A 24,617-nucleotide genomic window follows, 5' to 3' on the forward strand; every position below is an offset into this window, starting at 1 on the left:
GGACCCGCGCGCCCCGGGTCGTACACTCGAACCGTTCGGACAGCACCTGGTGGACGTTTAGATCGACGGGACCAGCTACGTAACGGAGCAGCACAGTGGCACTCATCGTGCAGAAGTACGGCGGCTCGTCAGTCGCCGACGCAGAGAGCATCAAGCGCGTCGCCAAGCGGATCAGCGAGGCACGCAAGGCCGGTCACGACGTCGTCGTCGTGGTGTCGGCCATGGGCGACACGACGGACGAGCTCATCGACCTCGCCCGCCAGATCACCCCGATCCCGCCCTCGCGCGAGATGGACATCCTCCTCACCGCCGGCGAGCGCATCTCCATGTCGCTCCTCGCGATGGCCATCAACAACCTCGGGGTCAAGGCGAAGTCCTTCACGGGCCAGCAGGCGGGTGTCATCACCGACGCCGTGCACGGCAAGGCGCGCATCGTCGACGTGGTCCCCGGGCGCATCCGCGAGACGGTCGACAAGGGCTCGGTCGCGATCGTCGCCGGCTTCCAGGGCGTCACGGAGAGCACCAACGACGTGACGACCCTCGGCCGCGGCGGCTCGGACACGACCGCCGTCGCCCTCGCCGCAGGGCTGGGCGCCGACGTCTGCGAGATCTACACCGACGTGGACGGCATCTTCACCGCCGACCCGCGCATCGTCTCGAGCGCGCGCAAGATCGACCGCATCACCTACGAGGAGATGCTCGAGATGGCCGCGAGCGGCGCCAAGATCCTCGCCCTGCGGTGCGTCGAGTACGCCCGCCGCTACGACGTCCCGGTCCACGTCCGGTCGTCGTTCTCCGGGGTCCCAGGGACCCTCGTCACCAACGCCAGCAACGTCACCACGGTCCCGGGCGTCGACGCCGGGACGAGCGAGGGAGAAGCCGTCATGGAAGCACCGATCATCTCCGGGGTGGCGCACGACCGCAGCGAGGCCAAGATCACGGTCGTCGGCGTGCCGGACGTCCCGGGCACGGCAGCCCACATCTTCGAGGTCGTGGCAGGGGCCGGCGCGAACATCGACATGATCGTGCAGAACATCTCGGGTGCCTCGACGGGGCGCACGGACATCTCGTTCACCCTCCCGGAGTCCGACGGGCCGGTGGCCACCACGGCCCTCAACGCCGTGCGCGAGGCCATCGGCTTCGAGTCGATCCAGCTCGACGACCAGATCGGCAAGCTGTCGCTGGTCGGTGCGGGCATGAAGTCGCACCCCGGGGTGTCTGCGAAGCTCTTCGGCGCGCTGCGCGACGCGGGCATCAACATCGAGATGATCACCACCTCGGAGATCCGCATCTCGGTCGTCACCCGCGAGGACAGCCTCGACGCCGCGGTCCGTGCCGTGCACACCGCCTTCGACCTCGACACCGAGGCCGAGGCCGTCGTCTACGGCGGCACCGGCCGCTGAGGCCCGCCGTCCCGACACCTGCTTGCTGAACCCTGCCCGGGCGCGACGCCCGCGGCACCCCGAAAGGTCTTCACCATGAGCCACCCCGGACTCACCGTCGCCGTCGTCGGAGCCACCGGGCAGGTGGGCGCCGTGATGCGCCAGCTGCTCGAGGAGCGCGCCTTCCCGGTCGCCCAGATCCGCTACTTCGCCTCCGCCCGCTCTGCCGGCTCGACGCTGCCCTGGAAGGGGCAGGACGTCGTCGTCGAGGACTCGGCGACCGCCGACCTCTCCGGCATCGACATCGCGCTGTTCTCCGCGGGCGGCTCGACGTCGACCGCGCAGGCGCCGCGCTTCGCCGCGGCGGGCGCTGTCGTCATCGACAACTCCTCGGCCTGGCGCCTCGACCCCGAGGTGCCCCTCGTGGTCGCCGAGGTCAACCCCGAGGCGGTCGCCGACGCCCCCAAGGGGATCATCGCCAACCCGAACTGCACCACCATGGCGGCCATGCCCGTCCTCAAGCCCCTCGACGACGCCGCAGGGCTCGAGCGCCTCATCGTGTCGACGTACCAGGCCGTGTCCGGCTCGGGGCTCGCAGGGGCGACGGAGCTCGACTCCCAGGTGCGTGCGGCCGTCGAGCAGGACACCGTCGGCCTGGTCCGTGACGGGTCGTCGGTGACCTTCCCGGACCCCGTGAAGTACGTGAAGAACATCGCGTTCAACGTGGTGCCGCTCGCCGGGTCGCTCGTCGACGACGGCTCGGAGGAGACCGACGAGGAGCAGAAGCTCCGCAACGAGTCCCGCAAGATCCTCGGGCTCCCCGACCTCGCGGTCGCCGGGACCTGCGTGCGCGTGCCGGTGTTCACCGGTCACTCGCTGTCGATCAACGCCGAGTTCGGCCGGGCCATCACCCCCGACGAGGCACGGACCCTGCTCGCCGCCGCACCCGGTGTCGAGCTCGCCGACGTGCCCAACCCCCTCGACGCTGCCGGCGCCGATCCGAGCTTCGTCGGCCGCATCCGCCAGGACCAGTCGGTCCCCGGTGGTCGTGGTCTCGTCCTGTTCGTGAGCAACGACAACCTCCGCAAGGGCGCCGCCCTCAACGCGGTCCAGGTCGCCGAGCTCGTCGCAGCCCGCATCCCCACCACCTGAGGCCCCACCCCCCCACCCCACTACCTCCCGCCTCCTCATGCCCGGGGCGCGTTCGCACCACCCTCCGCAGAGGGCTGTGCGCTCGCGCTCCGGGCATGTGTGTGTGGGCTCTTGTGCGTTCGCTGGTTCTGTGGTTCATTAGTGGAGTAGTGAACCAGTGAGGCGGTCGGACGGTCGCCCTGAGACGAGGGGAGGTGCGGCGTGTTCGACGGACGAGACCCGATCTACCTGCAGATCGCCGACCAGATCCGGCGGGACGTCCTCGCCGGCTCGCTCCCGGAGGGGACCCAGGTCATGTCGACGACCCAGTACGCGACGACCTTCCGCATCAACCCGGCCACGGCGGCCAAGGCCTTCTCGCTCCTCGTCGAGGACGGCGTGCTCTTCAAGCAGCGCGGCGTCGGCATGTTCGTCGCCGACGGCGCAGCCGACAGGCTCCGTGCGGGCAGCCGCGCCGACTTCTTCGCCGACGAGCTCCGACCGGTCCTCGACCGTGCGGCGCTGCTCGGCATCAGCGCCGACGAGATCCAGCGCTACGTCGCAGAGGCCCTCGCCGGCGACGCCCCGACCACCAGCCAGGAGGCACAGTCATGACAGGCTTCAGCGTCGAGCTCCGCGGCGTCGGGGTGACCTTCGACCGCCCCGCGCTCCAGGGCGTCGACCTCACGCTCGCCCCGGGCGTCGTCCACGGCCTGCTGGGCCGCAACGGCTCCGGCAAGACCACCCTGCTCTCGCTCCTCGCGGCGTTCCGACGCCCGACGCGCGGCACCGTCCTCGTGGACGGCGAGGACCCCTTCGAGAACGAGCGTGTCCTCGAGGGCACCTGCTTCGTCCGCGAGAGCGGCGACGTCATGGACGACGAGAAGGTCTCGGTCAACCTCGACTTCGTCGAGGGGATGCGGCCGGCCTTCGACCGCGCCTACGCCGAGGACCTGCTCGACCAGTTCGAGGTGCCGCTCAGCACCAAGATCGGCTCCCTGTCCCGCGGGCAGAAGTCCGCGGTCGGCGCCTCGACGGGCCTCGCGGCCCGGGCCCCGCTGACCATCCTCGACGAGGTCTACCTCGGCATGGACGCCCCCTCGCGCTACAGGTTCTACGAGGCGCTGCTCCGCGACTACGTCGAGCACCCCCGCACCGTCGTGCTGTCGAGCCACCTCATCGGCGAGCTCGACCGGGTGCTCGAGCAGGTGACCATCCTGCACCGCGGCGGTGTCCTGCTGACCGACACGGCCGACTCGCTCCGGGAGCGCGGCTCCACCTTCACCGGCCCACGGGCCGTCGTCGACGACGTGGTGGCCGACCTCGCGATCGACGTGCTCGCCCGGACCGAGCTCGGCGGCACGTCCCAGGTGACGGTCGTCGGCCACCTCGACGCCCAGGTGCTCGAGCGCGTGCGTCGTGCAGGGCTCGAGGTCGGGCCCGTGGCGCTGCAGGACCTGTTCGTGCACCTCACGGACGGCCGGGGTGAGCCCGGCAGCGTGCCGACCACGACCGGGAAGACGACCGCAGCCGCGACGGCCGCGGCCACCACCACCACGACCGAGGAGGTCGACCGATGACCGCCGTCGACACACCCCGCCGCATCCCCGTGCGGCGCAGCCAGACCCGCCGCGCGGCGTGGTGGCTGCTGTCCTCCCACCTCTACATGGCCGCCTGGTTCTGGGGGATCATCCTGGTCCTCACCGTCGTCGCGACCTTCGTGTTCCGCGCGAACGGCCTCGGGACCCGCGACGACGGCACGGCCGCGAGCGTCGTGAGCATGGGCACGCAGGCCGCCATGTGGTTCAGCTTTGCCATGGCGATCGCGCTGAGCCTGCGCCAGCTCGCGGCGCACCTCGCCGCAGGGCTGACGCGCCGGTCGTTCGTCCGGGCGAACCTCGTCACCGTCGTCGGGATGGCCGCGGTCTACTCCCTCGTCATGGTGGTGCTGCTCGTCGTCGAGTCGCTCGTGATCGACGCGGCCGGGTGGCGGGCGCGCACCGTCGCCGGCGTGACCTTCGACGGCGTCGCCGACGCCCCCAGGATGTTCCTGGTCTACCTGCTGGTCTTCGCGACGGCCGCGGTCGCCGGGCTCGTCGTCGGGATGGCCTACCACCGCCTCGGCGGCCTGTGGGGCACCGTCGCGCTGATCCCCGCGATCCCGCCGCTGTTCCTCGTGATGATGCTGCTCGTCGACCGGGGCTCGAGCGGCTGGCTCCCGTCGGCCCTCGACGGCGAAGCCGCCCGCATGCTGCTGACCGCGGCGATCGCCGCGGTGTACGCCGTCGTCTACCAGGCGTCGATGCGCCGCGTCACCGTCTGACCGCCCCCGCTCCCTCGAACCACCACGGGACACGTTCCCGGGGTACCTCACGAGGTACCCCGGGAGCGTGGCGCGTCGCCGAAGGGAGGGGTGAGACGGGAGCGGGGGCAGCCGGGCGGCTGTGCTAGCCTCGCTCTCGTGACCGGAAATCGTTGGTATCTGCGCTTTACGCTGGCTCCTGGTGGGGCCGAGCGGGCGCACGCCTGACCAACCGACCACCGGAGCCAGCACAGGACCTTGACGCAGACGCGCGTCGGGGTCCTTCGTCTTTTCAGACGGGCCGACTCCGCACCCCGGATCTTCGTGGCCTGCACGGCTCCGTCTGAGACCACCCCCTCTCAGCCGCAGCCCTCGTCAGACCCCCGAACGGAGACCCGCCCCCATGTCGGCCCACTCGTCACTGGACACTCTCATCGACGCTCACAGCACCAACGACCTGCGCATCCGCGCCCTCGACCCGCTGCCCGCCCCGGCGACCATGCTCGCCGAGCTGCCGTTGTCCGACCGCAGCGCGGAGCTCGTCGAGCGCAGCCGCGGCGAGGTCCGCGACGTCGTCCACGGCACGGACGACCGCCTCCTCGTGATCGTCGGGCCGTGCTCGGTCCACGACCCCGCCGCCGCACTCGACTACGCCCGTCGCCTCGCGCCCCTCGCGCAGGAGCTCGCCGACGACCTCGTCGTCGTCATGCGTGTGTACTTCGAGAAGCCGCGCACCACCGTCGGGTGGAAGGGCCTCATCAACGACCCCGGCATGGACGAGTCCTTCGACGTCAACCGCGGCCTGCGCCTGGCGCGCGAGGTCCTGCTCGGCGTGCTCGACGAGGGCGTCCCGGCGGCCTGCGAGTTCCTCGAGCCGACGAGCCCGCAGTACATCGCCGACGCCGTCTCGTGGGGCGCGATCGGCGCCCGCAACCCCGAGAGCCAGGTGCACCGCCAGCTCGCCTCCGGCCTCTCGATGCCCATCGGCTTCAAGAACGCCACGGACGGCGACGTCCAGGCCGCTGTCGACGGCTGCGTCACCGCAGCCGCCGAGCACACGTTCTTCGGCATCGACGCCGACGGCCGCGCGGCAGCCGTCGCGACGACCGGCAACCCGGACTGCCACGTGATCCTGCGCGGCGGCCGCTCGGGCCCCAACTTCGACGACGCCTCCGTCGCCGACGCGCTCGACGTGGTCGGTGCCGCGGACCTCGGCCGCCGCCTGGTCATCGACGCGAGCCACGGCAACTCCGGCAAGTCCCACGTCCGCCAGGCCGAGGTGGTCCGCGAGATCGCAGGCTCCGTCGCTGCCGGCAACCACGGCATCTCCGGGATCATGATGGAGAGCTTCCTCGTGGCCGGCGCGCAGAAGCCCGCACCGAGCGGCCTCGTCTACGGCCAGTCCGTCACGGACGCCTGCATCGACTGGGACACCACCGCCGAGCTCCTCACCGAGCTCGCCGCAGCCTCCCGCGCCCGCCGGGCCTGACGCCCCCGACCCCGCCGTACTCATGCTCGGGGCGCGACCGCGGGGCCCTCTCTAGAGGGCCCCGCGGTCGCGCCCCGAGCATGACAGCGGGGGGACTTGGTGGGCGGTACTGTCTCGCGTGTGGACGACATGACAGTGACCGTCGTCGTGCTCGTGCTCGCCGTCGTCGTGTTCGTCTGGAACAAGGTGCCGGTCGGGCTCGTCGCGATCGGCGTCACCCTCGCGCTGTACGGCACCGGAGTGGTCTCGCTCGAGCAGGCCTTCGGCGGCTTCGGCGACCCGGTCATCATCTTCATCGCCGCGCTGTTCGTGGTGAGCGACGGCCTCGAGGCCTCTGGGGTCACCTCGTGGGCCGGGCAGCAGCTCGTCGACCGCGCGCACGGCAGCCGTACCCGCCTCGTCGTGCTGCTCATGGCCCTCGTCGCGGTCGTCACCGCGCTCATCAGCGTCAACGGCGCGGTCGCCGCGCTGCTGCCCATGGTGGTGGTGACCGCGGTCCGCCTGCGGCTGTCGCCGTCGCAGTTCTTGATCCCGCTGGCCTTCGGGGCGCACGCGGGCTCGTTGCTCGTCCTCACCGGCACCCCGGTCAACGTCCTCGTCTCCGAGCTCGCCGTCGGCGCGGGGGAGGAGCCCTTCGGGTTCTTCTCCTTCACCCTCGTCGGCCTGCCGCTCGTGCTCGGCACGATGCTCGTGGTGGTCCTCCTCGGCCCACGGCTGCTGCCGAACCGCGCGCCGACGGCCCTGCCTCGCGACCTCAGCGGGCACGCACGGCTCCTCGCCGAGCAGTACGCCCTCGACGACCGCGCGCTCCTCGGCAGCGACACCGGTGTCACCGAGGTGGTCGTGTCCCCGCGGTCCGCGCTCATCGGGGCCGAGGCGTTCCCCGGCATGGTCACCGAGAGCGGCGACCTGGTGATCGCAGCCATCCAGCGCGGCGGGGAGCAGGTCGGGCCGACGACGCTCCAGGCCGGCGACGCGCTCCTCCTCCAGGGGACGTGGGAGGCGCTCGACCGGACGACGACGGACCCCGACGTCACCGTCGTCGACCCGCCCCAGCTGCTGCGCCGCCAGGCTGCCCCGATGGGCGGCCGCGCCAAGGTGGCGATCGGCATCGTGCTCGGCATGGTGCTGCTGCTCGCGACGGGCGCCGTCCCGGCCTCGGTCGCGGCCCTGCTCGCCGCGTGCGCCATGGTGCTGCTGCGCGTCATGACGGTCTCCGAGGCGCACCGCGCGATCTCGTGGACCACGCTCATCCTCGTGGGCGGCATGATCCCGCTCTCCGTCGCGATCCAGAGCACCGGTCTGGCCGACGCGATGGCCCGTGGCCTCGTCGACGTGGTCGGCACGGACCAGCCGCACCTGCTGCTGCTGGGGATCGTGGTGGTCACCGTGATCCTCGGGCAGCTCATCAGCAACATGGCGACGGCCCTGGTCATCGGGCCGATCGCCGTGGCGGTCGCGGTCGACACCGGCCTGTCGCCCCTGCCGATGCTCATGGGCGTCACCGTCGCCGCTGCGGCCGCGTTCCTCACCCCGGTCGCGACGCCGGCCAACACGATGGTCCTGGGGCCGGGCGGGTACAGGTTCGGGGACTACTGGCGCCTCGGCCTGCCGCTCACCCTCTTGTTCGTGCTGGTGGCGACCTTCCTCGTGCCGGTCTTCTGGCCGTTCTAGCAGGTGGGCGACGCGGTGCGGGGCCGCTCGCACCCGGGCGCGCACCGTGGCCGCAGGCGTGCCGTGACGCCTGCCGCAGGGCAGACTGAGGGGACGGACCCGCGGGTCCGGCGCCCGGCAGGACCGCCGGGCAGGCGGGACCACACGCTCGACACGCACCACGACGACGAGGACGGACCCCATGACGACCGCAGAGCACAGGCTGATCCCTGACACCTTCACACCGACGCCGTCGAGGGAGGCGCTCGAGTCGTTGACCGTCTCGGTCGTCGACATCCTCGGTGACGCCGAGGCCGTGGGATACCCCGTGGGCCTCGAGGGGCAGGTCCCGGTCGAGCTCGGCGTGGGGCGCGACGCCCTCGAGCACGTCGACTTCGAGGGCAAGGTCGGCCAGACGGTCGTCATGCCCCGCCGTGACGGCGTGACCGTGGTCGCGGTCGGCATCGGTCACGCCGACGAGCTGTGCGCCGCTGAGCTCCGCGACGCCGCGGCGGCCTTCGCCCGTGCAGCCGGACGGTACGGTTCGATCGCGCTGCACCTGCCGGCCGACACCGACGTCGACGCGGAGAGCGCCGGGCAGGCCGTGGTCGAGGGCGTGCTCCTCGCCCGGTACCGCTACTCGGTCCTCAAGTCCGCCCCGAAGGACGTGGGCCTCACCAGCCTCGAGATCGTCGCACCCGAGGCGGACCGCGCCGACGTGGCCGCCGGTGCCGAGCGCGGCATGGTGGTCGCCGCGGCGACCGAGCTCGCCCGCGACCTCGCCAACACCCCGCCCGGGCACCTGACCGCGACCGACCTCGCCGACCTGGCCGAGCGCATCGCCCCGGAGCACGGCCTCGAGGTCGAGACGTACGACAGGCAGCGCCTGATCGAGCTGGGCTGCGGCGGTCTGCTCGGCGTCAACGCCGGCAGCGTCGACGAGCCCCGCATGGTGCGCCTGCGGTACGTCCCGACCGACGCCGACGGCCAGCCCGTCGAGCCGCGCGGCACGCTCGCGCTGGTGGGCAAGGGCATCATGTACGACTCGGGCGGCATCAGCCTCAAGCCCTCCGACCCCATGCACCTGGCCATGAAGATGGACATGTCCGGTGCTGCGGCCGTCCTCGCGGCGCTCACGGCACTCGAGGCCCTGGGCTGCCAGACGGCTGTCACGGCGTACCTCATGTGCACGGACAACATGCCGTCCGGCTCGGCGCTCAAGCTCGGTGACGTGCTCACCATCCGCAACGGCACCACGGTCGAGGTCAAGAACACCGACGCCGAGGGGCGCCTGGTCATGTCGGACGCGCTCGCCCTCGCCGCGGAGGAGCAGCCCGACGCGATCGTCGACATCGCGACGCTCACCGGTGCCGCGCTCGTGGCCCTGGGCCAGTCGACCGCGGCTGTGCTCGGCAACGACCAGCCGCTCGTCGACGCCGTCCTCGCCGCAGGCCGTGCGACCGACGAGCAGGTGTGGCAGCTGCCGCTCGAGCAGCGGTACCGCAAGCAGCTGGACTCCGACGTCGCCGACATGTCGAACATGGGCGGCAAGTACGCCGGCGCGACGCTCGCAGCGCTGTTCCTGTCCGAGTTCGTCGACGGCATCCCGTGGGCGCACATCGACATCGCGGGGACCATGCAGTCGGAGGCCGACGAGTCGTGGCGCCCGCGCGGCGCGACGGGCTTCGGCGCCCGGCTGCTCATCGACCTCGCCCTCGGCTTCTCCGCCCCTGCGGAGTAGCGCACCCCGCCCCACCGACGACAAGGACACGGACATGAGGAACAGCAGGACTCTCGCCCTCGCGACCGCCGCGCTGCTCGCGGCGGCGGCCCTGACCGCCTGCGGCTCGGACGACGCCTCGGAGGAGGCCACCGCCACGACGACGCCCTCCGAGGCGGTCCCCACGGGCGACGCCGACTCGTCCGGGCTCCCCGACGGTGTCGCCGCCGGGCTCCCCGAAGGTGTCGAGGCGCCCCAGGACGCGGCCGCCGGGGCCGGTTGGACGGAAGACGGCACGGGCCTGTGGGTGGTGACCTTCGGGAGCAGCACCAACCCGACGGTCGCGACCCTCGAGTCGGCCGACGCCGGGACGGTGACCCTCGCGCTGGCCCCGGTCGTGCCCGACGGGCCGGGGACGATGGACTACGTCCCGACGACCACGGTCCTCGACCTCCCGGAGGAGGTCGACAGCGGGGCGCCCGTCGAGGTGGTCCTCGGCGACCTCGGGTCGGTCATGGTCACCGGACCTGGCGCACCTGCCTGGGTCGTCCCCGACGGCTCGTAGCGACACCGGTCGGCAGTCAGCACCGGCGAGGCCCGGCACCGTCGTGGACGGTGCCGGGCCTCTCTGCACCCGGCCCTCGCTCTCGTGGGACCTAGGTCCCGGGCGTTACCCGACGCCACTGGCACGATGGTGATCTTGCGGACAAGTCGCCCGCAGAGCAGCCGCTCGTGCCAGCAGCGTGGCGCGTGCACGGAGGAGGCCCGTGGTCGTCGTCGAGCTCGCCGTTGTCCTCGCTGCGATCGTCCTGGGCGCGCGCCTCGGCGGGATCGGCATCGGGTACGCGGGCGGTGCCGGGGTGCTCGTCCTCGGCCTGCTGGGCGTGAGCCCGGGGACCGCGCCCTTCGACGTCATCTCGATCATCATGGCGGTCATCGCCGCGATCGCCGCCATGCAGGTGGCCGGGGGCATGGACCACCTGGTGCACCTCGCCGACCGGCTGCTGCGGCGCCGGCCGCAGCAGATCACGTACTACGCCCCGCTCGTCACCTACGGCATGACCCTCATGGCCGGGACGGGGCACACGGCCTTCTCGACGCTCCCGGTGATCTCCGAGGTGGCCAAGGAGAACGGCGTCCGGCCGTCGCGCCCGCTGTCGATCGCGGTGGTGGCCTCGCAGGTCGCCATCACGGCGTCGCCGGTCTCGGCGGCGGTGATCTTCGTGGCGGCGGTCCTCGAGCCCTTCGGCGTCGACTACCTGCAGGTCCTCGCGGTCTCGATCCCGTCCACCCTGCTCGCCGTGGTCCTGGCCTCGCTCGTCACCAACCGGCTGGGCAAGGACCTCGCGGACGACGACGAGTACCAGGCGCGCCTCGCACGCGGTGAGATCACCTTCCGGCCGCAGACGGAGTACGTGGCACGCCCCGGTGCCCGGCGGTCCGTCGTGATCTTCCTCGTCGGGATCGTGGCGGTGATGTCGTACGCGACCGCCGTCAGCGAGAACGTCGGCCTCATCGCCGACCCGGCCCTCGCCCGCAACGAGGCGATCCTCGTCATCATGCTCACGGTCGCGACCGTCATCACCGTCACCTGCGGCGTGAGCACCCCGAAGATCCTCGAGATGTCGACCTTCCGGTCGGGGATGAGCGCGTGCGTCTGCGTCCTCGGTGTCGCGTGGCTCGGCGACACCTTCGTCCAGCACAACCTCGAGACTATCCAGTCGGTCTCGGGCGGCGCCCTCGACGCACAGCCCTGGCTGCTCGCCGTGGTGCTGTTCTTCGCGTCGGCGCTGCTCTACTCGCAGGCGGCGACGGCGTCGGCCCTCATGCCCGCGGCTCTCGCCCTCGGCGTCAGCCCGCTGACGGCGGTCGCCTCCTTCGCGGCCGTGTCGGCGCTGTTCGTCCTGCCGACCTACCCGACGCTGCTCGCGGCGGTCGAGCTCGACGACACCGGCTCGACGAAGATCGGGAAGCTCGTGTTCAACCACCCGTTCATCGTCCCGGGGACCCTCACCATCGTCCTCGCGGTGCTGCTGGGCTTCGCCGTCGGGAGCGTCGTGCTCTAGGGCGGTCGTGGCAGACGCACGAAGGGCCGGGTCTCTGCGAGACCCGGCCCTTCTGTCGATGCCCTGAGACATCGTGCTCGTCGGGGTGACAGGATTTGAACCTGCGACCTCGTCGTCCCGAACGACGCGCGCTACCAAGCTGCGCCACACCCCGAGCTGCTCCGTACCCACATGGTGCCAGCCTGCTGACGAGCACCGTGTGTCCTTCGAAGCCTGCTCAGAATAGCCGACAAGTGGCCTCATCACGAAACCGGCGACCTGCTGCGGCTCAGCGGCCCGACGTGAGGGTCACGAGGACCGCCTCGGGACGGCACGCGAAGCGCACCGGGGCGTACGGAGAGGTGCCCAGACCTGCGCAGACGTGCATCCAGGTCGAGTCCTCACCGCCGGGCTGATCGGGGCGCGGCCCGGGCCAGCCGTGCAGGCCCTTGGCCCGCCTGCGGTCGACGTCACAGTTGGTCACCAGGGCCCCGTAGAAGGGCACGCAGAGCTGCCCGCCGTGGGTGTGCCCGGCGAGGATGACGTCCGACCCGTCGTGGTGCATCTGGTCGAGGGTCCGCACGTACGGGGCGTGCGTGACGCCCATGCGGAGGTCGACGTCCGGGAGCCCACCAGGCTCAGCGGCCGGGAACACGTCGCGGTCCAGGTGCGGGTCGTCGACGCCCACCAGGGCGATCCGGCGACCGTCAGCCACGACCGTGTCGCGACGGTTGGTGAGGTCCTTCCACCCGGCGGAGCTCATGGCCGCGGCGAGCTCGTCGGCGGGCAGCCGGACGGGGTCGCTCGACCGGGAGGTCCGGGCGTCCGCCCGCAGGTACCGCGCCGGGTTCTTGAAGGACGGTGCGAAGTAGTCGTTCGACCCCATGACGAAGGCCCCGGGGAACCGCAGGAGCGGCTCGAGGGCGTGCAGCAGCGGGGGGAGGGCGCCGACGTGCGCCATGTTGTCGCCCGTGTCGACCACGAGGTCGGGGGCGAGGTCGGCGAGGGACCGCACCCACGCGATCTTGTCGTGCTGCGACGGCGTGAGGTGCAGGTCGGAGACGTGCAGCACCCGCAGGTCCGGCTGCCCCGCCGGCAGCACGGGGACCGTGACCTCGCGGAGCGTGAACATGTGGGCCTCGGCGACGCCCCAGGCGAGAGCGCCGACCCCGGCGGCCGCGGCACCGGCGAGTGCCACGGCCGCCCGGGTGGCGGGTGTCACGCGGTCAGCCCTCGGCCGGAGCGGGTGCCTCGGGAGGCGCTTCGCCCTCGGGTGCGGCAGGGGCTGCCGGGGCCTCGGGGGCCGCTGGTGCCCGAGGTGCGGGAGCCTGGCCGAGCTGCTCGGGGGCGATGGCGTCACTCAGGGGTACGTCCTCGTTGCCGCCGACGGCCTGGTCCATGATGCGCTTCCAGGTGGGAGCGGCGATCGTCGAGCCGTAGACGAACTGGTTGTACACGCCGTTGATCCGCGAGTCGGCGAGCGAGCGCTCCTTGAGCGGGTGGCCCATCCAGATGGCCATCGAGGCTTCCTTGGTGTAGCCGACGAACCACGCGTCGTTGTTGCTGTTGGTGGTACCCGTCTTGCCCGCTGCGGTGCGGCCGGCGAGCGCCGACTTCTTGGCCCCGCCCTCCTTGAGCACGCCCTCGAGGGCGTAGTTCATGGCGTTCGCCGTCGCCGTGCTGAGCGCCTCGGTGCAGTTGGCGGAGGGGATCGGGAGCTCTTCGTCGCCGCGGGTCACCGACAGGATCGCGACCGGGTCGCAGCGGACGCCGCCGCTGGCGAAGGTCGCGTAGGCGTTTGCCATGCCGAGCGGAGACGTCTCCTGCGTACCGAGCGTCATCGTCATCCGGGGCTGGACCGCTCCGCCGTCCGCGGGAGCGAAGCCGATGCGGTCGGCGGTCGCGGCGATGTCGCAGAGGTTCATCTGTGCCTGCATCGCGACGTACGCGGTGTTGACCGAGTCGTTCGTGGCCCGCGCGACGGAGATGTTCCCGCCGGCCTTGCCGTCGGCGTTCTTCGGCTGCCACGGCTTTGTGCCCGGCAGCGAGGCGTCGCAGGACGCAGCAGGCGTGTTCTCGAGGAAGTCCGCCACCGTCCAACGGCGCTCGTTGGCGCTCACGGTCTCGCGCAGCGTGTGCCCGGACTCGAACCACTGGGCGAGGACGAAGGCCTTGAAGGTCGACCCGGGCTGGAAGCCGTTGGACCCGCCGTAGGCGCTGCCGGTGCTGTAGTTGACCTGGGTGGAGTACTGGGCGGACTCGTCCGTGGAGTACGTGCTGTTCTGCGACATCCCGAGGATCTGGCCGCTGCCCGGGGCGACCATCGCGCCGGCGATCGCGAAGCCGTACTCGTTGTCGACGGGCACGCTGCCCTGGAGCTCACGGTTGATGATCTCCTGGATGCCCACGTTGAGCGTCGTGGTGATGTTGAGCCCGCCCTGGTAGAGCAGCGCGTAGCGGTCGGCACGGTCCTCGCCGAAGACCGGGTCCGACATGATGACCTTGGTGACGTAGTCGCAGAAGTACCCGGCGTTGATCGCGCCACCAGCGCCCTCGCAGCCCTGGTTGATGGGCTGCGGGTTGAGCGTCTGGTCGAGCGGCGTCGTCCGTGCCTCGTCGTACTCGTCCTTGGTGATGTACTGCACCTCGTACATCGACTTGAGGACGGCGTTGCGGCGGCGCTCCGAGTTGTCCGGGTTGCGGATCGGGTCGTTCGCGTTGGGGCTCTGCGTGATGCCGGCGATGGTCGCGGCCTGGACGATCGACAGGTCGGACGCGTCGACGCCGAAGTACCGCTGCGAGGCGGCCTGGACGCCGTAGACGGACGAGCCGAACTGCGCGATGTTGAGGTAGCCCTCGAGGATCTCGTCCTTGGTCATGCGCTTCTCGAGCGCGATGGCCAGCTTCGCCTCGCGGAGCTTGCGCGAGACCGTGCTCTCGGAGGCGGCCTGGACGGCGGCGAGGTCGTCCTCGCGCTTGGCGAGGTCGATGAGCACGTTCTTGACGTACTGCTGCGTCAGCGTCGACGCACCCTGGCGCTGGTCGTCACCACCGCGGAGGTTCGAGACCAGCGCGCGGGCCATGCCCTGCGGGTCGATGCCGCCGTGGGTGTAGAAGCGGCGGTCCTCGACGGCGATCGCGGCGTGCTGGAGGTTCTCCGAGATCTGGTCGAGCGGGACCACCTCGCGGTTGTCCGAGTACAGCCGGGCGAGCAGCGTGGTGCCGTCCGCGGCGTAGATGTTGGACGCCTGCGCGAGGGGCTGCGGCTCGAGCTCGGTCGGCAGGTCGTTGAAGGCCTCGACACCACCGTTGGTCACGGTGCTCGTGGCGGCCGCCACGGGGATGACCAGGCCCGCCATGAGCAGCCCGCCGACCCCGGCGAGCAGCACGAAGGTCAGCAGCAGCGCGAGCGCCTGGAAGGGGTTGACCGTGTGACGGGGCCGCCGAGCGGTCGTCGAACCACCGTCGCCGTCGTCCTCGGGCGTGAGCGAGCCGCCATCGAGCGCAGAAGATGCCATGTCCCTAGCCTACGCGGAGGCCCTAGGCCGGGGGAGAGGGGCAGGGCGGTGAGGACGTGGGGGTTCTGTGAGCATGGGAGGGCTCCTGCCGCGGGCTGTCCTGCCGCCCGTGCACGCACTAGGCTCGGGCGCATGGCACAGACCTGGGAGTACGCGACCGTTCCGCTCTTGATCCACGCGACCAAGCAGATCCTCGACAACTGGGGGTCCGACGGCTGGGAGCTCGTCACGGTCGTCACCGGCCCTGACGGCAACGGCCTCGTGGCCTACCTCAAGCGCCCCACCTCGTGACGTCCTCCGTCCTCGGGCGCCTCGCCGAGCTCGGGCTCGAGCTCCCCGAGGTCGCCGCCCCGGTCGCGACGTACGTCCCGGCCGTGCGCACCGGACGCTACGTCTACACGTCGGGCCAGCTGCCCTTCGTCGACGGCGCGCTCGCCGCGACCGGCAAGGTCGGTGACGGAGAAGGCCTCGTGGGCCCGCTCGTCGCTGCCTCGCTCGCCCGCACCGCCGTGCTCAACGCGCTCGCCGCGGTCGCGTCGCAGATCGGGTCGCTCGACCAGGTCTCGCGCATCGTCAAGGTCGTCGGCTTCGTCGCCTCCGACCCGTCCTTCACCGGCCAGCCGGCCGTGGTCAACGGTGCGAGCGTCCTGCTCGGCGAGATCTTCGGCGAGGCCGGCGTGCACGCCCGCAGCGCGGTCGGCGTCGCCGTCCTGCCCCTCGACTCGCCCGTCGAGATCGAGCTGGTCGTCGAGCTCGAGGAGAGCTGACACCCACCCGGGGTCGACCGCACACTCCACCACGCACGACGCGCTCCACGACGCACGAGAAGAGCGGGCCCGCAGCATCTGCTGCGGGCCCGCTCTCGTCTGTCCTGCGGTCGTGCTGGTCAGCGCGCGCGGCGCTCGAGCCGGTCGAGGTCGAGCAGCACCACGGCGCGACCCTCACGGCGGACCCAGCCACGGCCGGCGAAGTCGGCGAGCGCCTTGTTGACGGTCTCGCGGGAGGCGCCGACCAGCTGGGCGAGCTCCTCCTGCGTGAGGTCGTGAGCGACGCGGATGCCCTCGTCGACCTGCTCGCCGAAGCGGGTGGAGAGGTCGAGGAGCGCCTTGGCGACACGGCCGGGCACGTCGGAGAACACGAGGTCGGCGAGCGCCTCGTTGGTGCGGCGCAGGCGGCGCGCCAGGGCGGTCAGCAGGTGCTTGGCCACGCCCGGGTTCTCCTCGAGCACGCGGAGCAGCGCGTCGTGGCCGAGCTCGTAGACCACCGAGTCGGAGACGGCGCTCGCGCCGAGCGAGCGGGGGCCTGGGTCGAACAGGGACAGCTCGCCGAACATCTCGCCCGGTCCGAGGACGGCGATGAGGTTCTCCCGGCCGTCGCTCGAGCTGCGGCCGAGCTTGATCTTGCCCTCGCTGATGACGTAGAGCCGGTCACCGGGCTGACCCTCGGTGAACAGCACGTCGCCGCGGGCGAGCTCGACCTTCGACATGGAGGCCAGGAGCCCACGGGTCTCGGCCTCTTCCATGGTCGCGAAGAGGGGAGCAGAGAGCACTACGTCGTCGTTGTCCACGCGGAACGTCCTTCACGGGAGTAGCTGGTGTTTGTGCGCACCACAGTCTGCCTCATGTGCGCTCCCTCACGGTACAGCGCGGACGGCCTCCAGGCGCTCCACGAGCACGTCGGTCGCCTGCATCAGCGCTCGGCGCACCTGCGCCTCGTACTCGCCGAGGGACTTCTCGGCGGCGCGCAGGCGGAGCAGGTCGTCGACGGCGAAGGCGTCGCCGGGGCGCCGCGCGGCCGCGAGCAGGTCGCCGAAGGCAGGCAGCATCGAGAGGGTCTCGGGGCTCACCTGGTCCGTGATCTCGAGCCCGAGCCGGGACGGGAGCACCGCGCGGGCTACTGTGAGGTCGAGCCTCGCCCGGATGATCCGGCGCCAGTGCGTCGCCTGCGAGACCTCGTGCCGCAGCACCGCACGGGTGCGCCGCAGCTCGGCGATGTCCAGGAGCTGGAGGGCGGTCTCTGAGGCAGTCAGCACGACGTGCTCCCGGCGATGATCAGGTGAAGTTGCGTACATCCCTACTGTCGGCACGCCGGCGGTCGATCTTGAGTGATGTGGACCACTGCGTCTGCACGTGCGAGGAGGAACGAACGGTGAGCACGCGAGCAGGAGCCCGACCCGCCGAGCGGCCGCCGGTCGCGCTGGTCCGCCGGGCGCGACGCACCAACCGCCTCCTCGCCGACGTGTACCCCGACGCCCGCTGCGAGCTCGACTTCACGACGCCGCTCGAGCTGCTCGTGGCCACGGTCCTGTCCGCCCAGTGCACCGACAAGCGCGTGAACCAGGTGACGCCCGCCCTGTTCGAGCGCTTCCCCGACGCGCAGGCCTACGCCGAGGCCGACCCCGAGGTGCTCGAGGACATGATCCGCAGCACCGGGTTCTTCCGCCCCAAGGCGCGGTCCCTCGCGGGCATCGGCGCCGCGCTCGTCGAGCGGCACGGCGGGGAGGTCCCGGGCTCCCTCGACGAGCTCGTCGCGCTCCCGGGGGTCGGTCGCAAGACGGCGAACGTCGTCCTCGGCGACGCCTTCGGGGTCCCGGGCATCACGGTCGACACGCACGTCGGCAGGCTCGTGCGCCGGTGGGGGTGGACCACCAGCGAGGACCCCGTCGTGGTCGAGCGCGAGATCGGTGCGCTCGTCGAGCGGTCGGAGTGGACGCTGCTCTCGCACCGGGTGATCTTCCACGGGCGGCGCGTCTGCTTCGCCCGACGCCCGGCGTGCGGGGCCTGCCCGGTCGCCGGCCTGTGCCCCTCGGCGGGGATCGGCGAGACCGACCCGGAGGCGGCAGCCGCGCTCGTCAAGACCGCCTGACAGCGTCGGTCGACACCGGTCAGCACCGGCGTCCTGACTCAGACGGGCTCAGTCCTGCGCGTCAGGCGCCGACAGCCCGGCCAGCCAGTCGAGCAGGATCGCGGAGACGTCGTCGGAGGCCTCCTCGGGGAGGAAGTGCCCGGCATCTGGCAGCACCACGTAGCGGAGCTCGCGGCACAGGGCCGAGCTGTCCGCGTCCGCGGTCTCGGGTCGGACGACGGGGTCCAAGCCGCCCTGGACCTGCAGCGCGGGGACGGCGATCGGCGCGCGCACGGCGGACAGGTACCGTCGTCCGCTGCCTGTGGGGACCAGCCGGGCGTACCAGCGGACCGCCTCGAGAGCGCTGTGCGCCGCGAAGGGCACCCGCGCCGCCTCGGTGTAGGTCTCCACGACGCCCTCAGGCCACACGAAGTCCGGGCGGGCCCGCAGCACCTGGGCCACGAGGTCGCCGCGCGTCATGCGACGCTCGGGCCGGTTGGGCAGCTGCAGGTACGCCAGACGCCCCTGGGCGCGACGGCTGAGCGACGCGCGCAGCGAGACGTGCATGCGGGCCGGGTGCGGCGCGGCGAGCGCGGCCACGGCGGCGGTCACGACCGGCTGGAGCGCGGGCATCGACCAGGCGACGACGCCGCCCAGCCCGTGCCCGACCACCACGGCGCGCTCGAAGCCGAGCGACCGCACGACACCCGCGACGTCGCGGGTGCGGGTGTGCAGGTCGTAGCCGATCGGGGGCTTGTCCGAGGCTCCCGTGCCGCGCAGGTCCATCGCGGCGACCCGGTACCCCGCGGCGGCGAGCGCGCTGATCTGGTCGCGCCACACCCACCAGAACTGCGGGAACGAGTGCAGCAGCATGACGAGCGGGGCCTTGCTGTCCGTCGGGCCGGCCAGCGCCACGTGGAACCGGGCACCGTTCGCGGCGACGAACTCGTGCTGCCAGTCGCCGGGGATGAGGACGTCGGAGAAGTCGGTGGTCACCGGTCCGAACCTACCGGAGCAGAGCCGGCCTGCTCCAGGGCCGCGTTGTCCGCCGCCTGCGCCGCCCGACGGTCCTTGGGCGGGTCGAACCTGTAGCCGACGTTGCGCACGGTCCCGATGAGCTGCTCGTACTCGGGCCCCAGCTTGGCGCGCAGGCGCCGCACGTGGACGTCGACCGTCCGGGTGCCCCCGTAGTAGTCGTAGCCCCACACCTCCTGCAGCAGCTGGGCTCGCGTGAAGACGCGCCCCGGGTGCTGCACGAGGTACTTGAGGAGCTCGAACTCCTTGTAGGTGAGGTCGAGCGGCGTGCCGCGCAGGCGGGCGGTGTAGCCGCTCGCGTCGATCATCAGCTCGCCCGAGGAGATCTCCTCGGGCTGGTCGCCCGAGCCGTGGCTGGCCGAGCGCTCGCGCGCCAGGCGCAGCCGGGCCTCGACCTCGGCGGGCGTCGCGGTGTCGAGGAGCAGGTCGTCGGCGCCCCACTCGGCGGTGACGACCATGAGGCCGCCCTCGGTGACGATGAGGACGAGGGGCACGGTGAGCCCGGTCGCGCGCAGCAGCCGGCACGTGGTGCGGGCACCGACGAGGTCGCGGCGGGCGTCGAGCAGGACGACGTCGGAGTCGGGCGCGTCGACCAGCGCGGAGGGCTCCATCGGGAGCACCCGGATGCGGTGCGTCAGCAGACCGAGGGCAGGGAGCACCTGGGCAGAACCACCCGCAGTGGGGGTGAGGAGCAGGAGCTCGGACACCGTTCTCACCTTCTCTCAGCAGGCGCTCACGGTACCGCGAGGCCCTCGTCCCACGAGCAGGCTGACCGGATGTCGGTGCGCTCGTCCCCTGATTCTTCCACGTCGGAGGCCTGATCTGCCCCGAGTTCGGGTCTGGGCCCCTGCATCTGGGACACTGACCCGGTGAATCTGTCGACGCGCGCCGTGGCCACCGCCTGTGCATCAGCTGCCATCGCCGGAGGCGTCTTCCTCGGCGAGTGGGGCCTGCTCGCCGTCCTCGTCGCGCTCGTCGTGGCCTTCGCCGCCGGGTGGGCGCCGCTCCTCGGGCTCCCCGCACCGGGCGGCACGTTCTTCGTCGTGGCGCTGCCCGGGCTCGGGGCCCTCGCCGCGGTGCACGTGACCACGACCGAGCCGTGGCTGCGCTACCTGCCCCTCGTCCTGGCCATGGGTCTGCTGCTCTCGTTCACCAACGAGCTCTTGCGCGGCGACGGCCGCGAGCGGCTGGTCGAGTCCCTGGTGGGCGGGGTGAGCGGCGTCGTCGTCGCCGTCTCGGCCGCCGGGTGGATCGCCGCCTCGAAGGTCACTGACGGCATGGCCCTCGTCATCCTCTGCGCCGCCGCGCTCGCCGCCGCCTCCGCAGTCTCCGCCACGCGCCTGCGGGGCGTGCTCAACAGCGTCGTGACGCTGGTGGGCGCGGTCGCCGTCTCGGTGGGCGTCGCCTCGGTGCTCCCCGAGCTCGTGCCGCTCGACGGCGTGTGGGCCGGCGTCGTCGCCGCGATCCTCGTGTCGTCGCTGCAGATGCTGTTCCACCGCCTGCCCGCGCTCCGAGAGCCCCGTGCCGCGCTCGCGGTCATCGTGCTGCCGGTCGCGATGAGCGGCGTGCTCGCCTACGTCGTCGGGCGCGTGCTCGTCGCCTAGCAGACGAGAGTCTGTCGCCTAGTAGACGAGCGCCTGCGTCTGCGGCGCCATGATCTCCTCGACGAACACCGGGGCACCGGCGATGCGCACGCCGGGCAGCAGGTCGTCCGGGGTGATGCCACGTCGGGCAGCGCACTGGGTGCACACCGTGACCGTGCCGCCGTCGACGAGCGACGCCAGCAGGTCCTCGAGCGGGGCCGCGTGCTCGAGCACGAGGTCGCCCGCCCGGCCGGGAACCCCGAACCACGCCGAGTCGCCGGTGAGCCACACGCTCACCTCGACGCCGGCGGCGAGCGCGCTCGCCGCGACGGTGAAGGCCTGGTTGGTCAGCTCGGGCGACGACGCGCCCGCGGTCGACTTCACGACGAGCCGTCGGGAGGGGGCACCGGTCTGTTCGCTCATGCGGTCAGGGTAACGGCACGTAGGATGGCCGCATGAGTGTTCACATGCTTGAGATGATCTTCCTCGGGCTGCTGGTCGCAGCCACGGTGACCATCACCTGGTTCGCCGGCTTCGTGGTCTACAGGCTCTACAAGGGTCAGCGCTGACCGTGTCGTTCTCGATCCCCGACGGGCTGGCGCCCGAGGTCTACCCGCTGGCGTGGTTGGTGGGTTCCTGGCGAGGCGAGGGCGTGATCTCGTACCCCGGGATCGACGCCGTCGCGTTCCTGCAGGACGTGACCTTCGACCACGACGGCGGCCCGTACCTGCGGTACGAGTCCACGATCCGTGTCATCGAGCCCGTGGTGCCGTCGACGGTCCCGGAGGAGTGGGCGCAGAGCAGCGCCGACGCCGCTCCGGGCACGACGGACGGCCCTGGTGCGGCTGACGCGCCGGCCGACGTCGTGGAGCAGGGCTCGGTCGACGGGCTCACGCCCGCTGTCCCGCCGCTCGGCACGGGCGAGACGACCGTGTGGTCCACCGAGACCGGCTATTGGCGGGTCCCGCCCGAGCGCCCGGACGGGCTCGGCGAGGGCAAGACGCCGCTCGAGGTCATGATGTCCGACCCTGCCGGCCGGTTGACGCTGTACCTCGGGTCCATCGGCAACGGGCGGGTCGACCTCGCGAGCGACCTCATCGCCCGCACGCCGACCTCGGCCGAGGTGACGGCCTCGAGCCGTCTCTACGGACTCGTCGAGGGCAACCTCATGTGGGTGTGGGAGCTCGCGGCCTTCGGCCAGCCGCTCCAGTCCTACGTGTCGGCGAACCTCAGCCGCGTGGAGGGATGACATGACGTACTCGAGCCCGCTGCTCTCCCGGCACGGTGCCGTCGCCGGGGCCGGCGTCGACGCCGGTGTCGCCTGGCACTACGGCGACCCGACCGCCGAGCAGCGCGCGCTCGAGCGCGGCGGCGCCTTCGTCGACCTCTCGCACCACGGCGTCGTCACGGTCTCCGGGCCGGACCGGCTGGGATGGCTCAACTCCATCACCTCGCAGCTGCTGCTCGACCTCGGCCCGCGCGACTCCACGGAGACGCTCGTGCTGTCGCCCCACGGGCACGTCGAGCACGCCATGTCCGTCGTCGACGACGGCGAGACGACGTGGCTGGTCACCGAGGGGTCGAAGGCCGCCGAGCTCACCGCGTGGCTCCAGCGCATGAAGTTCATGATGCGGGTCGAGATCACCGACGCGACCGACGCCTGGGCTGTGATCGGCGAGCCGGTCGACGCCGAGGGCACGCCCGACGAGACCGTCACCTGGCGCGACCCGTGGCCCCGCACCCGCGAGGGCGGGACGCGGTACGGCCTGCCCGACGACGAGCACCCCGGCACCGAGCGCCCCTGGCGCCTGGTCCTGGTCCCGCGCGAGACCCTCGCCGAGGCTGCCGCGGCCCGCGAGGCCGCCGGCTGGCGCCTCGCCGGAACGTGGGCGTCGGAGGCGCTGCGCATCGCCGCCTGGCGACCGCGCCTGGCGACCGAGGTGGACCACAAGACCATCCCGCACGAGCTCGACTGGCTGCGGACCTCCGTCCACCTGCACAAGGGCTGCTACCGCGGGCAGGAGACCGTCGCGCGGGTGCACAACATGGGTCGTCCGCCGCGCCGCCTGGTCATGGCGCACCTCGACGGCTCCGGGCACCTGCTGCCCGAGGTCGGAGCAGCGGTCGAGGCCGGGGACCGGTCGGTCGGCACGGTGACGTCGGTCGCGCGGCACCACGAGCTCGGGCCCGTGGCCCTCGCCGTGGTCAAGCGCAGCACTCCCACCGACGTCGACCTGCTCGTCGCCTGCGACGGCGGTGACGTCGCCGCCGGCCAGGAGGTCGTGGTCCCGGGCGAGGGCGTCTCGGTCGACCGCCCGGCCGCCCGCGGCCCGGTCGCGCGCGGGCTGAACCCTCGATGACCCGCTCCTCCTCGCCGACCGTGGCACGTCCGCACCCTCGTCTCGCCCCGGGCGTCGCAGGCCTGTGAGCCGCAGCCCCGGGGAGGAGTCCTTCGTGACCTCCGCGATCCACCGGACGTCGCTCCAGCTCCGCAGCCGCGTCCGTCAGGGCAGCATCCGGGTGCGCTCGGGCGCGGGGCCGATCCTCACCGCCGGCATCGCGGTCAGCCTCTCGTACTGGATCGCACACCTGCTGCTCGGGCACCCCTTCCCGTTCTTCGCGCCGGTCTGCGCCTGGATCTGCCTCGGCTTCACGGCGGACCGCAACATGCGGCGGGTGGCCGAGGTCGGCATCGGCGTCGCGATCGGCGTGGGCCTCGGCGAGGCGATCGCGTCGTTCATCGGGGCCGGGGCGATCCAGATCGGTGTCGTGCTCGTGGTGTCCGCGCTCGTCGCGCGGTTCATCGACCGCGGGGCGCTGCTCACCACCCAGGCGGGCGTCCAGTCGATCGTCATCGTCGGGCTCCCCGTGATGTCGACCGGTGGAGGCGGCGGCCTGGGGCGCTGGACCGACGCACTCGTCGGGGCAGCCGTCGCCTTCGTGGTGGCGGCGCTGACCCCGGGCGACCCGCGGCGCCTGCCGCGCAGGCTCGGCGGCGAGGGGCTCTCGGAGCTGGCTCGCACCTTCGAGGAGATCGCCCACGGGATGCGCACGGGCGAGGCCGCCGACCGCGAGGCGGCGCTGGTCCGCGGCCGAGCCTCCGAGCCGGCGCTCGACGAGTGGCAGTCGGTCACCAAGGACGCCCTCGGCACGGCCAAGGTCACGGCGACGGGACGGCGGTACCGGGCCGAGCTCACCGTCATGGGGCGCACCGCCATGCTCGGAGACCGGACCATGCGGACCGTGCGGGTGATCGCGCGTCGCGCGCTCAGCCTGCCGACCGGGCCCGAGGTCGACCGGCTCGCGCAGCTCCTCGACGACCTCGCCAAGGCCACCCACCTGCTCGCCGAGAACGTGGCCTCGGGGACGGAGCCGGCGGTCGCCCGCGAGATGCTCCTCGACGTCGCACACGAGGCGCACCCGGGGCTGCTCGGCACGGGCGACTGGCAGGTGCAGTCGATCACCCTGATCCTGCGCTCGGCCATCGTCGACCTGTGCGAGACGGCGGGCGCGACGCCCGGTGAGGCCCGCGACGCGCTCGCCCCGATGTAGGTGCTGATCACCGCTTAGGCTTGGCCCATGTTCGCCTCGCTCCAGCTCACCGTCATGCTCTTGCTCACGCTCGCGCTGTTCCTCCTCGAGGTCTTCGCCCTCGTCGACGCTGCACGCCGGCCGGCCGGGGCGTTCACGAGCGCGGGCAAGCGCACCAAGGTGTTCTGGGCGAGCATCCTCGCCGGAGGGGCGCTGCTCGGCTTCGTCGGCCTCTACCCGCCGCTCGGCATCGGCCTGCTCGGCATGGCCGCGCTGTTCATGGTGGTCCCTGCCGCGATCTACCTCACCGACGTGCGCCCCGCCCTCGGCCCGCACCGCCGCAGCGGCGGACCGCGGTCTGGCCCCGGCCGCGGAGGCTGGTGA

General features: G+C 72.2%; 25 protein-coding genes and 1 tRNA gene. 18 read left to right on the forward strand and 8 right to left on the reverse strand.

Annotation, left to right across the window (positions count from 1 at the left end):
* The first annotated feature begins 95 nt into the window (after window positions 1–95).
* From SKED_RS02310 to SKED_RS02355, 10 genes are all read left to right on the forward strand, one after another.
* The gene (locus SKED_RS02310) at window positions 96–1,403 is read left to right on the forward strand and encodes an aspartate kinase (protein ID WP_012865505.1); all 1,308 of its coding nucleotides are present in this window, start codon (window positions 96–98) and stop codon (window positions 1,401–1,403) included.
* A gap of 75 nt (window positions 1,404–1,478) precedes the next feature.
* Window positions 1,479–2,534 carry an aspartate-semialdehyde dehydrogenase gene (locus SKED_RS02315; protein ID WP_012865506.1) on the forward strand — a complete coding sequence of 352 codons (1,056 nt, stop codon included), beginning with the start codon at window positions 1,479–1,481 and terminating at the stop codon, window positions 2,532–2,534.
* Between the two features lie 201 nt (window positions 2,535–2,735).
* Entirely contained in the window at window positions 2,736–3,128 is a 393-nt protein-coding gene (locus SKED_RS02320) for a GntR family transcriptional regulator (protein ID WP_012865507.1), read from the forward strand.
* Window positions 3,125–4,093, forward strand: coding sequence for an ATP-binding cassette domain-containing protein (locus SKED_RS02325; protein ID WP_012865508.1), 969 nt, complete (start codon window positions 3,125–3,127; stop codon window positions 4,091–4,093). Before SKED_RS02320 ends, SKED_RS02325 begins: the two co-directional genes overlap by 4 nt.
* A complete protein-coding gene (locus tag SKED_RS02330; RefSeq protein WP_012865509.1) occupies window positions 4,090–4,836 on the forward strand; it encodes a hypothetical protein in 747 nt (248 codons plus the stop codon). Before SKED_RS02325 ends, SKED_RS02330 begins: the two co-directional genes overlap by 4 nt.
* Window positions 4,837–5,218: 382 nt before the next feature.
* Window positions 5,219–6,304, forward strand: a complete 1,086-nt coding sequence (locus SKED_RS02335) for a 3-deoxy-7-phosphoheptulonate synthase (RefSeq protein WP_012865510.1) — start codon at window positions 5,219–5,221, stop codon at window positions 6,302–6,304.
* A gap of 129 nt (window positions 6,305–6,433) precedes the next feature.
* Complete coding sequence (locus SKED_RS02340) at window positions 6,434–7,978, forward strand: SLC13 family permease (protein WP_042438406.1); 1,545 nt, start codon at window positions 6,434–6,436, stop codon at window positions 7,976–7,978.
* 181 nt (window positions 7,979–8,159) lie between these two features.
* Window positions 8,160–9,698: a leucyl aminopeptidase gene (locus SKED_RS02345; RefSeq protein ID WP_012865512.1), complete on the forward strand. Its 1,539-nt coding sequence runs from the start codon at window positions 8,160–8,162 to the stop codon at window positions 9,696–9,698.
* 34 nt (window positions 9,699–9,732) lie between these two features.
* Window positions 9,733–10,242, forward strand: coding sequence for a hypothetical protein (locus tag SKED_RS18805; protein ID WP_012865513.1), 510 nt, complete (start codon window positions 9,733–9,735; stop codon window positions 10,240–10,242).
* Window positions 10,243–10,444: 202 nt separating this feature from the next.
* Window positions 10,445–11,743 (forward strand): anaerobic C4-dicarboxylate transporter, encoded by a 1,299-nt coding sequence (locus tag SKED_RS02355; RefSeq protein WP_012865514.1) that lies wholly within the window; start codon window positions 10,445–10,447, stop codon window positions 11,741–11,743.
* Window positions 11,744–11,823: 80 nt separating this feature from the next.
* Here SKED_RS02355 and SKED_RS02360 read toward each other — a convergent pair.
* The 3 genes from SKED_RS02360 to SKED_RS02370 form a co-directional block, all read right to left on the reverse strand.
* Window positions 11,824–11,897, reverse strand: a tRNA-Pro gene (locus SKED_RS02360).
* Window positions 11,898–12,011: 114 nt separating this feature from the next.
* Window positions 12,012–12,944: a metallophosphoesterase gene (locus SKED_RS02365; protein WP_012865515.1), complete on the reverse strand. Its 933-nt coding sequence runs from the start codon at window positions 12,942–12,944 to the stop codon at window positions 12,012–12,014.
* Between the two features lie 4 nt (window positions 12,945–12,948).
* The gene (locus tag SKED_RS02370) at window positions 12,949–15,240 is read right to left on the reverse strand and encodes a transglycosylase domain-containing protein (RefSeq protein WP_012865516.1); all 2,292 of its coding nucleotides are present in this window, start codon (window positions 15,238–15,240) and stop codon (window positions 12,949–12,951) included.
* A gap of 132 nt (window positions 15,241–15,372) precedes the next feature.
* Between SKED_RS02370 and sp36 the strand changes: the two genes are divergently transcribed.
* Together sp36 and SKED_RS02375 are read left to right on the forward strand one after the other, a co-directional pair.
* Complete coding sequence (sp36, locus tag SKED_RS19700; protein ID WP_012865517.1) at window positions 15,373–15,531, forward strand: Sp36 family protein; 159 nt, start codon at window positions 15,373–15,375, stop codon at window positions 15,529–15,531.
* Complete coding sequence (locus tag SKED_RS02375) at window positions 15,528–16,007, forward strand: RidA family protein (RefSeq protein WP_012865518.1); 480 nt, start codon at window positions 15,528–15,530, stop codon at window positions 16,005–16,007. Before sp36 ends, SKED_RS02375 begins: the two co-directional genes overlap by 4 nt.
* A 119-nt stretch (window positions 16,008–16,126) precedes the next feature.
* On the opposite strand, the gene SKED_RS02380 is transcribed toward SKED_RS02375, so the two are convergent.
* Entirely contained in the window at window positions 16,127–16,762 is a 636-nt protein-coding gene (locus SKED_RS02380; RefSeq protein ID WP_042438411.1) for a Crp/Fnr family transcriptional regulator, read from the reverse strand.
* A 111-nt stretch (window positions 16,763–16,873) separates the two neighbouring features.
* Window positions 16,874–17,272: a hypothetical protein gene (locus SKED_RS02385; RefSeq protein WP_012865520.1), complete on the reverse strand. Its 399-nt coding sequence runs from the start codon at window positions 17,270–17,272 to the stop codon at window positions 16,874–16,876.
* Between the two features lie 116 nt (window positions 17,273–17,388).
* Here SKED_RS02385 and nth point away from each other — a divergent pair, with 116 nt between their 5' ends.
* The gene (gene nth / locus SKED_RS02390) at window positions 17,389–18,105 is read left to right on the forward strand and encodes an endonuclease III (protein WP_012865521.1); all 717 of its coding nucleotides are present in this window, start codon (window positions 17,389–17,391) and stop codon (window positions 18,103–18,105) included.
* Between the two features lie 48 nt (window positions 18,106–18,153).
* On the opposite strand, the gene SKED_RS02395 is transcribed toward nth, so the two are convergent.
* Together SKED_RS02395 and SKED_RS02400 are read right to left on the reverse strand one after the other, a co-directional pair.
* Entirely contained in the window at window positions 18,154–19,080 is a 927-nt protein-coding gene (locus SKED_RS02395) for an alpha/beta fold hydrolase (protein ID WP_012865522.1), read from the reverse strand.
* Entirely contained in the window at window positions 19,077–19,826 is a 750-nt protein-coding gene (locus tag SKED_RS02400) for a winged helix-turn-helix transcriptional regulator (RefSeq protein ID WP_012865523.1), read from the reverse strand. Before SKED_RS02400 ends, SKED_RS02395 begins: the two co-directional genes overlap by 4 nt.
* Before the next feature lie 162 nt (window positions 19,827–19,988).
* Between SKED_RS02400 and SKED_RS20230 the strand changes: the two genes are divergently transcribed.
* Window positions 19,989–20,723 carry a hypothetical protein gene (locus SKED_RS20230; protein WP_012865524.1) on the forward strand — a complete coding sequence of 245 codons (735 nt, stop codon included), beginning with the start codon at window positions 19,989–19,991 and terminating at the stop codon, window positions 20,721–20,723.
* Between the two features lie 18 nt (window positions 20,724–20,741).
* Here SKED_RS20230 and SKED_RS02410 read toward each other — a convergent pair whose 3' ends face one another.
* Window positions 20,742–21,125 carry a DsrE family protein gene (locus SKED_RS02410; protein WP_012865525.1) on the reverse strand — a complete coding sequence of 128 codons (384 nt, stop codon included), beginning with the start codon at window positions 21,123–21,125 and terminating at the stop codon, window positions 20,742–20,744.
* Between the two features lie 148 nt (window positions 21,126–21,273).
* On the opposite strand from SKED_RS02410, the gene SKED_RS02415 reads away from it, so the two are divergent.
* The 4 genes from SKED_RS02415 (at window position 21,274) to SKED_RS02430 (ending at window position 24,617) form a co-directional block, all read left to right on the forward strand.
* Window positions 21,274–21,951, forward strand: coding sequence for a heme-binding beta-barrel domain-containing protein (locus SKED_RS02415; protein ID WP_012865527.1), 678 nt, complete (start codon window positions 21,274–21,276; stop codon window positions 21,949–21,951).
* Between the two features lies 1 nt (window position 21,952).
* Entirely contained in the window at window positions 21,953–23,062 is a 1,110-nt protein-coding gene (ygfZ, locus tag SKED_RS02420) for a CAF17-like 4Fe-4S cluster assembly/insertion protein YgfZ (protein ID WP_012865528.1), read from the forward strand.
* Between the two features lie 94 nt (window positions 23,063–23,156).
* The gene (locus SKED_RS02425) at window positions 23,157–24,254 is read left to right on the forward strand and encodes an FUSC family protein (RefSeq protein WP_012865529.1); all 1,098 of its coding nucleotides are present in this window, start codon (window positions 23,157–23,159) and stop codon (window positions 24,252–24,254) included.
* Window positions 24,255–24,281: 27 nt separating this feature from the next.
* Window positions 24,282–24,617 carry a DUF2516 family protein gene (locus SKED_RS02430; RefSeq protein WP_012865530.1) on the forward strand — a complete coding sequence of 112 codons (336 nt, stop codon included), beginning with the start codon at window positions 24,282–24,284 and terminating at the stop codon, window positions 24,615–24,617.

The sequence above is a fragment of the Sanguibacter keddieii DSM 10542 genome, from assembly GCF_000024925.1.
Taxonomy (GTDB): Bacteria; Actinomycetota; Actinomycetes; order Actinomycetales; family Cellulomonadaceae; genus Sanguibacter; species Sanguibacter keddieii.

Excerpts from the sequence above, each read along its gene's own strand:
- SKED_RS02340 (WP_042438406.1), top strand. The coding sequence starts at position 6,434 with ATGACAGTGACCGTCGTCGTGCTCGTGCTCGCCGTCGTCGTGTTCGTC.
- SKED_RS02430 (WP_012865530.1), top strand. The coding sequence starts at position 24,282 with ATGTTCGCCTCGCTCCAGCTCACCGTCATGCTCTTGCTCACGCTCGCG.
- SKED_RS02335 (WP_012865510.1), top strand. The coding sequence starts at position 5,219 with ATGTCGGCCCACTCGTCACTGGACACTCTCATCGACGCTCACAGCACC.
- SKED_RS02345 (WP_012865512.1), top strand. The coding sequence starts at position 8,160 with ATGACGACCGCAGAGCACAGGCTGATCCCTGACACCTTCACACCGACG.
- SKED_RS02315 (WP_012865506.1), top strand. The coding sequence starts at position 1,479 with ATGAGCCACCCCGGACTCACCGTCGCCGTCGTCGGAGCCACCGGGCAG.
- SKED_RS02370 (WP_012865516.1), bottom strand. The coding sequence starts at position 15,240 with ATGGCATCTTCTGCGCTCGATGGCGGCTCGCTCACGCCCGAGGACGAC.
- SKED_RS02330 (WP_012865509.1), top strand. The coding sequence starts at position 4,090 with ATGACCGCCGTCGACACACCCCGCCGCATCCCCGTGCGGCGCAGCCAG.
- SKED_RS02325 (WP_012865508.1), top strand. The coding sequence starts at position 3,125 with ATGACAGGCTTCAGCGTCGAGCTCCGCGGCGTCGGGGTGACCTTCGAC.
- SKED_RS02380 (WP_042438411.1), bottom strand. The coding sequence starts at position 16,762 with ATGGAAGAGGCCGAGACCCGTGGGCTCCTGGCCTCCATGTCGAAGGTC.
- SKED_RS18805 (WP_012865513.1), top strand. The coding sequence starts at position 9,733 with ATGAGGAACAGCAGGACTCTCGCCCTCGCGACCGCCGCGCTGCTCGCG.
- ygfZ (WP_012865528.1), top strand. The coding sequence starts at position 21,953 with ATGACGTACTCGAGCCCGCTGCTCTCCCGGCACGGTGCCGTCGCCGGG.
- sp36 (WP_012865517.1), top strand. The coding sequence starts at position 15,373 with ATGGCACAGACCTGGGAGTACGCGACCGTTCCGCTCTTGATCCACGCG.
- SKED_RS02410 (WP_012865525.1), bottom strand. The coding sequence starts at position 21,125 with ATGAGCGAACAGACCGGTGCCCCCTCCCGACGGCTCGTCGTGAAGTCG.